Source organism: Guyparkeria sp. (assembly GCF_046545975.1).
Lineage (GTDB): Bacteria > Pseudomonadota > Gammaproteobacteria > Halothiobacillales > Halothiobacillaceae > Guyparkeria.
Genome location: NZ_JBKGYT010000058.1, coordinates 1 through 10,959, shown reverse-complemented (window position 1 = coordinate 10,959; position 10,959 = coordinate 1). Strand labels below are relative to the sequence as shown.

General features: G+C 65.8%; 11 protein-coding genes. 3 read left to right on the top strand and 8 right to left on the bottom strand.

The window, feature by feature from the left end; genetic code table 11:
* Positions 1-731 (bottom strand): class I tRNA ligase family protein (locus tag ACLFMY_RS06580; RefSeq protein WP_410763810.1); only part of this gene is annotated, 731 nt, incomplete at its 3' end.
* A gap of 224 nt (positions 732-955) precedes the next feature.
* Between ACLFMY_RS06580 and ACLFMY_RS06575 the strand changes: the two genes are divergently transcribed.
* Positions 956-1,474: a zinc ribbon-containing protein gene (locus ACLFMY_RS06575; protein WP_410763809.1), complete on the top strand. Its 519-nt coding sequence runs from the start codon at positions 956-958 to the stop codon at positions 1,472-1,474.
* Positions 1,475-1,483: 9 nt separating this feature from the next.
* On the opposite strand, the gene ACLFMY_RS06570 is transcribed toward ACLFMY_RS06575, so the two are convergent.
* The 7 genes from ACLFMY_RS06570 to ACLFMY_RS06540 all read right to left on the bottom strand — a co-directional run bounded on the left by ACLFMY_RS06570 (position 1,484) and on the right by ACLFMY_RS06540 (position 9,221).
* Positions 1,484-2,146 carry a hypothetical protein gene (locus tag ACLFMY_RS06570; RefSeq protein ID WP_410763808.1) on the bottom strand — a complete coding sequence of 221 codons (663 nt, stop codon included), beginning with the start codon at positions 2,144-2,146 and terminating at the stop codon, positions 1,484-1,486.
* A 162-nt stretch (positions 2,147-2,308) separates the two neighbouring features.
* Entirely contained in the window at positions 2,309-2,758 is a 450-nt protein-coding gene (locus ACLFMY_RS06565; protein WP_410763807.1) for a CBS domain-containing protein, read from the bottom strand.
* 32 nt (positions 2,759-2,790) lie between these two features.
* The gene (locus tag ACLFMY_RS06560; protein ID WP_410763806.1) at positions 2,791-3,357 is read right to left on the bottom strand and encodes an HPF/RaiA family ribosome-associated protein; all 567 of its coding nucleotides are present in this window, start codon (positions 3,355-3,357) and stop codon (positions 2,791-2,793) included.
* A 252-nt stretch (positions 3,358-3,609) separates the two neighbouring features.
* Positions 3,610-4,446 (bottom strand): hypothetical protein, encoded by an 837-nt coding sequence (locus ACLFMY_RS06555; protein WP_410763805.1) that lies wholly within the window; start codon positions 4,444-4,446, stop codon positions 3,610-3,612.
* Positions 4,447-4,577: 131 nt separating this feature from the next.
* Entirely contained in the window at positions 4,578-6,836 is a 2,259-nt protein-coding gene (locus ACLFMY_RS06550; RefSeq protein WP_410763804.1) for a nitric oxide reductase activation protein NorD, read from the bottom strand.
* A gap of 25 nt (positions 6,837-6,861) precedes the next feature.
* Positions 6,862-7,674, bottom strand: a complete 813-nt coding sequence (locus ACLFMY_RS06545; protein ID WP_410763803.1) for a CbbQ/NirQ/NorQ/GpvN family protein — start codon at positions 7,672-7,674, stop codon at positions 6,862-6,864.
* Between the two features lie 161 nt (positions 7,675-7,835).
* On the bottom strand, positions 7,836-9,221 hold the full coding sequence (locus ACLFMY_RS06540; protein ID WP_410763802.1) for a ribulose-bisphosphate carboxylase: 1,386 nt from the start codon (positions 9,219-9,221) through the stop codon (positions 7,836-7,838).
* Between the two features lie 150 nt (positions 9,222-9,371).
* On the opposite strand from ACLFMY_RS06540, the gene ACLFMY_RS06535 reads away from it, so the two are divergent.
* Both ACLFMY_RS06535 and ACLFMY_RS06530 read left to right on the top strand, forming a co-directional pair.
* Positions 9,372-10,292, top strand: a complete 921-nt coding sequence (locus ACLFMY_RS06535; protein WP_410763801.1) for a LysR family transcriptional regulator — start codon at positions 9,372-9,374, stop codon at positions 10,290-10,292.
* An 84-nt stretch (positions 10,293-10,376) separates the two neighbouring features.
* Positions 10,377-10,877, top strand: coding sequence for a GlcG/HbpS family heme-binding protein (locus ACLFMY_RS06530; protein WP_410763800.1), 501 nt, complete (start codon positions 10,377-10,379; stop codon positions 10,875-10,877).
* The last annotated feature ends 82 nt before the right edge of the window (positions 10,878-10,959 follow it).

The following is a 10,959-nucleotide window of genomic DNA, read 5'->3' as shown; positions in this document are numbered from 1 at the left end:
ACGCGCAACGGCTCGCCACCATCGACCGCAAAGTCGAGCTGCACGCCACGCGAGCGGCCGATCCAGTTGGCCTGCATGGTGCGCACCTGCTCGGGCCACTGGTCGAGGCGGTCGAGGTCCTCGAGCAGCTGGTCGGCGTAGTCGGTGATGCGGATGAACCACTGCGGGATCTCGCGGCGCTCGACCGGCGCGCCGGAGCGCCAGCCTCGCCCGTCGATGACCTGTTCGTTGGCCAGCACCGTCTGGTCGACCGGGTCCCAGTTGACCACCGCGGTCTTCTTGTAGGCCAGGCCCTTCTTGACCAGGCGGGTGAACAGCCACTGCTCCCAGCGGTAGTAGTCCGGGTCGCAGGTGGCCAGCTCGCGGTTCCAGTCGTAGGCAAAGCCCAGGCGCTGGAGCTGGCCGCGCATGTAGTCGATGTTCTCGAAGGTCCAGCGCGCCGGCGCGGCCTTGTTCTTGAGCGCGGCGTTCTCCGCCGGCAGGCCGAAGGCGTCCCAGCCCATCGGCTGGAGGACGTTCTTCCCCAGCATGCGCTGGTAGCGGCTGATGACGTCGCCGATGGTGTAGTTGCGCACGTGCCCCATGTGCAGCCGACCCGAGGGATACGGGAACATCGACAGGCAGTAGAACTTCTCGCGGGTGGGATCCTCGCGGACGTGGAATGCCTGCGTCTCTTCCCAGAAGCGTTGCGCCTCGTCCTCGATCTTCGCGGGGTTGTATTGCTCGTGCATGAAGCTGGAAACGTCTACCTTGCGTGTATGGGCTTGCCGGGTGGCAAGACGGCCGATGATCGGCCACGATGAAAGGCGACTAGAATACCGAAAGCGGGGTCCCTCTGCACAGAACGGCTGCCATGCTGGCGCGCCGTTCGCCCGGTGCCGGGATACCCCGCGGGCGATCAGTTCACCTGCCCACACCAGCCACATGCCCGACCGGCAGAACGGAGGCCGACCGAATGACCGATACCAATCCGCGCGAGCACGAGCACAGCGAGACCTTCGATGCCCTGCGCCACGGCTACTATCAGCTGCTCGAGCGCATCTACGCCCGCCTGCTCGACGAGCCCGACGAGAAGCCTGCCGACAGCAAGCGTATCGCCCAGCTGGCCGAGGAGGAGGCCGCGTCGCTGGAGCACGAGGACTTCCGTCACGAGATCGTCGAGGCGGTCAAGGACGACCTCGAGCACACTCGAGAGACACTGGCGTCCGAGGGGCACGAGGTGCGCGACACCCTGCGCGACTGGGCCGGCGACATCGGCGCGAAGCTGCTGTCGATCGCCGATCACACCGACGTGACCCTCGAGCAGCTGCGGGTCGAGGCCGAGCGCACCCGTCCGCGCGAGTGGCGCGCCGGGCACGTCACCAGCCCCAAGCGTCTCAAGTGCGTCGACTGCGGCGCGATCCTGCACCACGACACCTTCGGCCCGGTGCCGAAATGCCCCGAGTGCGGCGGGGAGTACTTCCGGCGCGCATGATCGCCGGACTCAGCCGCGCCTGAACAACCGCGGGTTGGCCTCGAGAAACGCCGCGATCCACTGCTCGAGGAACGATTTCCCCGCGGCCACCTTCAGGTAGCCGTAACCGAGCACGGCAATCACCGCCGCCCCCACGGTATCGACGATCAGGTCCCACATCGTGTCCGTCAGCCCGGACGGGTCGGCAAGCATGGGCTTCTGCATGTTGGTGCCGAAGACCTGGTCCATCGAGAACTCGAAGATCTCCCAGAGCGCCCCCATGGCCACGGCGAACGTGAAGGCGAACAGGGCGACGAATCCGGCCGTCATGTGGAAGCGGATGCTCTTCTTCTCGTTGAGCACGTACACCAGGAGGAAACCCACGATACCCAGAAGAAAGCCCGAGGCGGCGTGAAGCATGACGTCCCACCACCAGAAACGCGTGTAGTAGCCGTGGATCTCGCCCAGAAACAGCGAGGCGAAGATGAACAGGGTCGCCATCAGCTTGAACTCGGCCGGGATGAAGACCTCGAAACGTTTCACCATCACCAGCGGCGCGAGGGTGAGCAGCAGGATGAAGACGGTCATCACGGCGATCAGCCACTGCTGCTCCCAGATGGCGAAGGCCAGCTCGGCGAGCATGACAATCTGGAGGATCAGCGTGATCCGTTGGTGAATCAGCCAGTTGCGCATGATGCTCGACCCGCTGGAAGAAATGGCCTCACTCTCCTGGTGGACGGCGGGAGTGCCGATGAAAACCGTCACCCGGCAACGAGCAAGGTCGCACGGGTGTCGCGAAAGGCCCAAAGACCGAAGAAGTGAGCAGCCCCTTGCGCGGGGCCAGCCGCGACGTGCTCAGGGCCGCTTTTGCGCTTCCTTCTTGCGCTGGCGATTCACCACCCCGGCCAGCTGGCCCTGCAGGCCGGTCAACAGCTCGGAGAGGTCATCGACCGTGAGGATGCCACCGAGCGAACCGTCGGCCTCCACCACCGGCAGGCGGCGCACCGCCTTGGTCTCCATCAGCTCCATGGCGGCGAAGAGGCTGTCGCCCGACTCCACGGTCGCCAGGGGTGCCGAGGCCACGTCACGCACGGCCAGATCCTCCGGGGCAAGGCCGGGGATGAGGACCTCGAGCACGAGATCCCGATCGGTGACGATTCCCACCGGCACGCGCTTGCCGGCACGCTCCTCGACCACGACCACGTTACCCACGTGGTACTGGCGCATGAGCTCCGCGGCCACCTTGACGGACTCGTCCGTGTTGATCACCACCACTTCGCGATTGCAGACTTCACCAACTCGCATAAACCCTCCTCTGGCCCGGTACGGGCAATTCGTCAACCGACCACGTGCCGCTTGCCTTCGACGTGCACCGTGCTTGCCGTCGGCCCGTCCTCGCCCTGCACCTCGACGAAACGTACCGACTCCCCGCCCTCGAGCTTGTCGAAGTCGTAATCGACCACGCTGTTGCGGGTGAAGGACACCTCCCGCCCGTCCGCGGACAGGATCACCCCGTAGCCCGTGGCCGGCGCCAGCTCGATGATCCGGCCGTGGGGCGGGGTCTCGTGGGTCTTGACGTCCCCTCGCTGCTTGGCCGCATAGGCCTGCAGCTGCTTGGCCATGGCGTCGAAGGCGTCGCGCACGGCCACGTAGGGATCCTCGTGGGCATGCTGATTTCCGGGATCGCGACTCACCGCCAGTTCGCGATTTGGCACGGTCAGGTTGATCCGCACGTTGTACAGGTTGCCCTTGTTATGCCGCCGATGATCCGCCTCGACCACCACGTGGCAGTTCATGATGCGGTCGAAATAGCGGTTCAGCTTGTCCGCCTTCTCTCGAATCGAGTCTTCAAGCGTCTGCGACCGGTCCATGTTCCGGAACACGACCTCGAGGGGTAACTTCATTGCACGCTCTCCTGCTCATCTCGTGGATGGCCTAACGGTTGGGTCCCGACAGGGCACTGATACCGGACATAAAACGAGTGTAGGACAGCTTTCGGCGATCACACGGCAGAAAACCGCGATGATGACCGCAGGACGGGAGACGCGGGCCAACAGGGCGCCAGAAAAGCCTGCAGGCATCCGATACCGTCCTGCGCGCCGTGATCACGGACGGCTCGCCAGGCGGAAATGGATTCGGCTGCGTACAGAGCTTTTCTAGAAGCGGTAGTCGGCCGAGAGGCCGACAGTGTTGATCTGCAGCCGGTTGGACTGGGGCAGTTCCTCGGCCTCGTGGTGGGACAGGCCGAGCCGGATGTCCAGCGCACCGATGCGACGTCCCACCTGCAGGGCGATGCTGTTTCGGAACTCCATCGCGTGATGGGCGACGCGGCGCCCGTCGGCAGTCACCTCGAATGCCCGTCGCCCGGCGAGCCCCAGGTTGCCGTACCAGGGGCCCCGCTGCAGCCCCAGTTTCAGATAAGGGGCAAGATAGCGATCCTTCGCGTTGGCGATGTAGGCGCTCTCGCCATGGTCGTGCAGGCGCTGATACCCCGCCCCCGCGGCAATGCTCAGCGCCATCCCGTCGAGAGGCACTTTGCGGATGATGCCGACCTTGAGCTGCGAGACACCGAAGTCATCGTAGTCGCTGTAGTGATAGCCGCCCTTGACGGCCAGCCGCGGTGCCAGTCCACGGTAGAGAAGCGTCGTGCCGAGCACCTGCCCGCCGTCGGTCGGAGCGAGGTTGTCGTCGATGACCAGGTAGCTCAGCCCCCAGTCGACATCGGTCGTCGCGCTGAAGACGGCATCGAGATGGTATTTCTCGACCCGCAGGTCCCGCGGGGCATGACGGTCGATCACCCCACGCTGGTAGCCGACGCCCAGGCGCCAGCGATCGAACGACTGCTCGATGGCCAGCACGTCCTCCCGGGCGGCACTCTTCTCCGCCGAACCGTTGTAGTTCTTGTACAGGTGCCCGAGGTGGACCTCGAAACCGTCACCCGCGAATGCGGGGAACGCCCCAAGGAGCAGGATGGCGACGATGAGTCTTTTCACGATTTTCCCCCACTGGTCGTAGGCCGGCTTGTCATGCCGGGATATCGGCAGCAGGCCACTGGCCCTGGTCGCAGGGGAAATGATAATAATTATCTTTTATCGTATCAATAAATATTTGATGGGGACATGCCTCAGCCGGTCAGTTGCATGAACAGTCGCGGCAACGCCTCGGGCAGGCGATCAACGCGGTCGACGATGGTGTAGCGGTGGCCGAAGATGTCCGAGACGTACTCGTCGGCGCGGGGGTCGAGGTTGATGCACCAGGCGAATATGCCCTGCGCATCCAGCGCCGTGACCGCCTCACGCGCATCGGCGGTCAGCCGCTGCGGGTCGCGCACGTCCACGTCATGCGGTTCGCCGTCGGTGAGCACCAGCAGGAGCTTCTTGTCGCTGCGCCGATGGGAGAGGAAATGGCCCGCATGGCGCAATGCCGCGCCCATGCGGGTGGACATCCCGGGCTCCATCGCGGCCACGCGGGCCTTCACCTCCGTCCCCCAGTGCTCGTCGAACCCCTTGATGTGCCGGTAGCGCACCTCGTGGCGGGTGTTCGAATCGAAGCCGGCGATCGATAGCGGATCACCCAGCGCCTCGACGGCCTGTGCCAGCAGGGAGACCGCCTCCTGGCTCAGTTCCAGGATGCTCTGCCCGGCACCGTCCGGGCGCTCGGCGATGGAGGCCGACAGGTCCACCAGCAGCGACACGCTGATGTCCCGCTCGGCATGCCGGTGGCTCATGTTGACGCGCGGGTCGGGCTCGACCCCGCTGCGCTGGTCGATCATCGAGCGGATGGCCACGTCGAGATCGAGCTCGGCGCCCTCCTCCTGGTAGCGGATCCGCTCCCGGTTCTGCGGCTTTAAGAGATCGACGACCTGCTCGAGCTGCCTGACCAGCCCCTGGTGCTTTTCCAGCAACCGGTCGACATGATCGGCCCGGCCGGCGGGGTGAAGGCTGTCGAACACGCTGACCCAGTCGGGGCGGTGAAGCTGCGCATCGACATCCCACTCGGGGTAGAGCCGCGGCGGCAGGGCGTGTTCGCGCTCGGCGTCCTCGGCATCGGCGGTGGCCGCGTTGCGGTCGAACAGCTCCTCCTCGTCGCCCTCCTCGATGAATCGCCACAGGTGACGGTTGTCGTCGCGGAACGCCACCGGCTCGGGCGGGAACCAGACATCGGCGAAGGCATCCGACGCCCGCCGGCTGCGCGCCATGAAGCCCAGGCCCAGCTCGACCATGTCCCCCGTCCCGGTACCGGCGGCCATGCGCTCGTGAAAGCGCCCGGCGAACTCGACGATCGCCGGGTCGCGGTAGCCGTGGTCCCGCGGCTCCAGGAGGGCGAAGGAGAGCATCATCAGCCGATGGTTCACGCAGGACCGGGTCTCCGGATCGCAGGCGTCCTCGGGCGGGCGGGGATGCAGTGCGCGGAAGATCCGCCGCAGGCCGGGATAGCGGGCCATGGCCAGGTGCTCCACCCGGGCATCCTCGAAGACCTCCATGGCCAGGCGCTGCATGGGGCTGTAGTTGTCGGCGACGATCGTCTCGCTCCACCGCCGGTGGGCCATCATGTGGGCGAGCAGCGCCCGGTAGCGATCGATGCCGGCAATGCCGTTGTGATCGTCGAGCACGTCGGGCAGGCGCAGGCCGTGCTCGTCGAAGTACGGGCGCCGGGGCGTCTCGGCCTCCAGGGTCGGATAGGGCACCAGCGGCTCTTCGCTCACCCACAGTGCCTGGAGATAGCAGCCCAGCCGGCGCTCGTTGTCGACCAGCAGGGTCCCGTGTCGTTCACGCTGGAGCACGGTGCGGCTGTCGGCCGACTCAAGGGCGAAGTAGGCCTGCTGGGCCTCGGGGTCGTTGGCATGGACCCGGGCCCCGAAGCGCGCCCAGTTGGCCAGCCCCTCGAGGGTCAGCCAGGTCAGCACTCGCGGCGCGGTCTCGAAGAACGGACCGAGCACCGGGCTGGGATGGATGGCATGGTGACCATGGATCGACGGCGTGGTCTCGCGCATGACCTCGAGGCCGAGGTCGAGGTAGGCCTGCATGGCCTCACCGCCTTCCAGCCGCCGGGCCACGGGCAGCATGGACTGCAGAAACGGTACCACCGCCGGCGCGTTGGTGGACGTGGCGAGCTTGTAGGCGTAGTGGGCCAGTTCCCCGATCATGGCCTCGCCCACCAACACGGCGGTGTCGGGGGCCTCCTCCAGGTACACGAGGACCGGCTCGACCCCCTGCCCCATCATGCACAACAGGTTGGCCCCCTGGAGAAAGTCGTCCATGGCCTTGTCGGAGCCCAGCTTTGCCAGGGCACTGCTCAGGCAGGGATCGAAGATCTCTTGTGCCTGGTCGAAGCCACACTTGAAGCGGTCGCGGTAGGTCTGGCGGGTCGGCTGGTTGGGCATGCGTTCGCTCCCCGGTCTACCCGGCTCAGCCGAAGACGGTGTCGATGGCATGCACGAGGGTATCCCGGATGTCGGCATCGTCGGTCAGCGGGACGACCATGGCCATGCGGGCCGCCTCCACCGGCTCCATCCCCTTGCCGATCAGGGTCGCCGCGTAGACCAGCAGGCGGGTCGAGATACCCTCGGCCAGGCCGTGGCCCTTGAGGTTGCGCGCGACGTCGGCGACCTGCACCAGCTTGGCGGCGGTCGCCTCGTCCAGGCCGGTCTCGCCGACGATGATATCCCGCTCGACCCCGGCGTCCGGGTAGTCGAACTCGAACCCGGCGAAGCGCTGCTTGGTGGACTGCTTGAGGTCCTTCATCAGGCTCTGGTAGCCGGGGTTGTAGGAGATCACCAGCTGGAAGTCCGGGTGGGCCTCGACCAGTTCGCCCTTCTTGTCCAGCGGTAGGTTGCGCCGGTGGTCGGTCAGCGGGTGGATGACCACCGTGGTGTCCTGGCGGGCCTCGACCACCTCGTCGAGGTAGCAGATGGCCCCGTGCCGGGCGGCCTGGGTCAGCGGGCCGTCCACCCAGCGAGTGCCGTCGGCATCGAGCAAAAAGCGCCCGACCAGGTCGGCGGCGGTCATGTCCTCGTTGCAGGCCACGGTGATCAGCGGGCGCCCCAGCTTCCAGGCCATGTACTCGATAAACCGCGACTTCCCGCAGCCGGTCGGCCCCTTGACCATCACCGGCATCCGGGCCGAATAGGCGGTCTCGTAGGCCGAGACCTCGCGGCCCTGCGCCTGGTAGAAGGGTTCCTCGGTGACGAGGTACTGCTCGATATCGAATCGTTCGCTCATTGCCTGACCTGCCTGAACACGTGACTCCTGCCCATTCCCCAGCGGACTCATTGCCACAGAGAAACGCTCGGGAATGGGCGGAAAGAAAGGGCCGCCCGTCGTCAGGCGGCCGATAGGAAATACCGATGACCGGGATCGCTCCCGATCACGCCGGACCGGGCTTACTTGTGCACGCCCAGCTTCTCGCGCCAGCCCGGGAAGATCTCGTCGGCATCGTGCGGGAAGGACTCGAACGCCCGCGCGAATTCCTTGTGCTCCTTGGCCCACTCGATCGGGTCGGCACCGGCCTTCCAGCACTCGTAGGCCTGACGCAGCGAGGTCGCGCCGGCGGCCGGGGAATCGATGTGGCCGTAGGAACCACCGCCGGCGGTGTTGATCACGTTGCCGTGGCCGAGGTTCTCGAAGAAGCCCGGCAGGCGCAGCGCGTTCATGCCACCGGAGATGATCGGGGTGGTCGGCTTCATGCCGTACCACTCCTGGTGGTAGACCGGGCCGTCCGCGGAATCGCGCTCGATCATGTAGGCGATGTTGCGGTCGTCCTTGCCGCCTTCCATCTTGCCGTAGCCCATGGTGCCCACGTGGATGCCGGAGGCGCCCTGCAGGCGGGACATCTTGGCCAGGACGAAAGCGGTGTAGCCGCGCTTGGCCGACGGCGAGGTCACTGCACCGTGGCCGGCACGGTGGTAGTGCAGGTACTGGTTCGGGTACTGGCGACGGGCGGTGGTGACCATGCCAGGGCCGCCGACGTAGCCGTCGACCAGGAAGGCCACCTTGTCGGCGTCCTCGCCGAAGGTCTCCAGGATGTAATCGGCACGCGCGCACATCTCGAAGTGATCGTCCGCGGTGATGTTGGCGGAGAACAGCTTGGCCTCGCCGGTCTCGTCCTGGGCGCGCTTCATGGCGTCGGCCACCAGCGGCATGACCTTCTTGATCGGCGCGAAGGTCTGGTTGCCCTGCGGCTCGTCGTTCTTGATGAAGTCACCGCCGAGCCAGAACTCGTAGGCGGCCTGGGCGAACGGCTCCGGGCGCAGGCCCAGCTTGGGCTTGATGATGGTGCCGGCGATGTAGCCGCCGTCGACGATCGGGCGATCCAGAATGCGCCACATGTCGGAGATGTCCTTGGACGGCCCGTCGAACAGCTCGATCGCGCGCTTGGGCATGTAGAAGTCGATCATCTTGGCGTGCTCGACATCGCCCATGCCCTGGTTGTTGCCGATGGTCAGGGTCAGGAAGGAGACCAGCATCATCCGGCCGTCGGTCATGTTGCGGTCGAACAGCTCGATCGGGTAGGCGATCCGCATGTCCTCGTTGGCCTCGTCGATGTGATAGACGAGTGCGTCGACACCCTTGGTGAAGTCGTCGGTAGTGGAAACCTCGACGTTGGTGCCCGTGGACGACTCGGCCGCGAAGTGGGCGGCGGTCGCCAGGTAGCCATAGCCAGGCTGCGGCTTCATCTTGTAGGCGACGAGGATGTGCTTGCCACCGGCAATCAGGTCCTCTTCCTTCAACGTGAGATCGGCGTAACGGCTGGATTGATCGTGAGCCATGGTGTCCTCCGGAATGGCATGAAGGGACGGCAGCCGCGTGTCGGCCACCGGAGTATGCGTTGCGGAAAACACCATAATCGTCAGGGTTTATAAATAAAATTCAGAGTTTATAATCAGGGCTGAAATCCTAGCTTATAATCAGTTTTTCTTATGGTCAGACTAACCCTGCGCCAGCTCGAGATCCTCGAGGCGGTCGCCCGTCACGGCAGCTTTTCCCGCGCCAGCAAGGACGTCCACCTCACCCAGCCCGCGGTCTCCATGCAGATCAAGCAGCTGGAGGAAACCCTCGGATTGCCGCTGTTCGAGCATGTCGGCAAGAAAATCCAGCTCACCGAGGCGGGCCGGGAAACCCTGACGACCAGCCAGACCATCGGTCGAGAGCTCGACAACCTCGAGCACACCCTAGCCGACCTGCGGGGGCTGAAGGGCGGCACGCTGAAGGTCTCGGTGGCGAGCACCGCGAGCTATTTCGCCGCGCGGCTGATGGCCCTGTTCCGACAGGTGCACCCCGAGGTGCGCATCAGCCTGAACGTCGTCAACCGGGCGATGCTGCTCCAGCACCTGACGGACAACAGCGTCGATCTCGCCCTGATGGGACGGCCACCGGAAGGGCTCGGCCTGACTGCCGAGCCGTTCATGGATAATCCGCTGGTGGTCATCGCCTCGCCGACCCATCCCTTCGCGAAGATCCGGAATATCCCCCTCGCCCGCCTGGCCGAGGAGCCGCTGGTCGGCCGCGAGCCAGGCTCGGGCACGCGCGGGGCCGTGGAGAATGTCTTCGCCGAGCACGGTCTCGAACTCAAGGTCGCCATGGAGATGAACAAGAACGAGGCCATCAAGCAGGCCGTCGAGGCCGGCCTCGGTCTTGGCGTGGTTTCCCTGCACATCGTCCAGTCGGAGCTGGCCTCCGGGGAGCTGTGCGTGCTCGACGTGCAGGGATTCCCGCTGATGCGGCAGTGGTACCTGGTCCGCCGCGAGGGCAAGCGTCCCAGCCCCGCCGCGCGGGCGTTCTCCGAGTTCGTCCTCAGCGAGGCGAGGCAGGCCGCCCAGCTGGGCACAGAAGCATCGTAAATTCCTTCCATGTCAGTGGGATAATGCATTCCCGCCGTGCCCCGACTATAGGTAGTAGCCACACCACCGAAAAGGGAACACAGCATGAGCAAGGCACGCATCACTCTCTTCGCCGGCACCGCCCTGGCGATCGCATCCTCACCCCTCCATGCCGCCGAGGGGACTTTCGACACCCCGGCCCTGGTTCCGGAAGTCGCCGTCCAGGCCGTCGAGGCAGCCGTGGAGGCCTGTCGTGACCGGAACGCCCAGGTCACCGCCGTCGTCGTGGGTCCGGGCGGCACGCTCCAGGCCCTCAAGCGGGATCGCTATGCCGGCCCGCATTCCGTGGACACGGCCACGAGCAAGGCCTGGACGGCGGTGAGCTTCCGCACCGACACCATCGAGCTGGGCGACGGAACCGGGCCCGGCGAGGCACGCCACGGCCTCCAGCATCTGGACGGCGTCACCATCGTGGGTGGCGGCAAGCAGATCACCTCCGACGGGAGGATCGTCGGCGGCATCGGGGTCTCCGGTTCACCCGACGGCAAGACCGACGATCAATGCGCCGCGGCGGGCATCGAGGCGATCGGGGACGATATGCTCTGATCCGTCACACACCAACGGCGCCATGGCAAGAAAGCCCTTCCATCCGGAAGGGCTTTCGTTCGTTTCACCGCCCCGTCTCCGC

Coding starts and splice junctions, on each gene's coding strand:
- ACLFMY_RS06570 (WP_410763808.1), bottom strand. CDS start 2,146: ATGCGCAACTGGCTGATTCACCAACGGATCACGCTGATCCTCCAGATT.
- ACLFMY_RS06530 (WP_410763800.1), top strand. CDS start 10,377: ATGAGCAAGGCACGCATCACTCTCTTCGCCGGCACCGCCCTGGCGATC.
- ACLFMY_RS06575 (WP_410763809.1), top strand. CDS start 956: ATGACCGATACCAATCCGCGCGAGCACGAGCACAGCGAGACCTTCGAT.
- ACLFMY_RS06545 (WP_410763803.1), bottom strand. CDS start 7,674: ATGAGCGAACGATTCGATATCGAGCAGTACCTCGTCACCGAGGAACCC.
- ACLFMY_RS06560 (WP_410763806.1), bottom strand. CDS start 3,357: ATGAAGTTACCCCTCGAGGTCGTGTTCCGGAACATGGACCGGTCGCAG.
- ACLFMY_RS06535 (WP_410763801.1), top strand. CDS start 9,372: ATGGTCAGACTAACCCTGCGCCAGCTCGAGATCCTCGAGGCGGTCGCC.
- ACLFMY_RS06540 (WP_410763802.1), bottom strand. CDS start 9,221: ATGGCTCACGATCAATCCAGCCGTTACGCCGATCTCACGTTGAAGGAA.
- ACLFMY_RS06550 (WP_410763804.1), bottom strand. CDS start 6,836: ATGCCCAACCAGCCGACCCGCCAGACCTACCGCGACCGCTTCAAGTGT.
- ACLFMY_RS06565 (WP_410763807.1), bottom strand. CDS start 2,758: ATGCGAGTTGGTGAAGTCTGCAATCGCGAAGTGGTGGTGATCAACACG.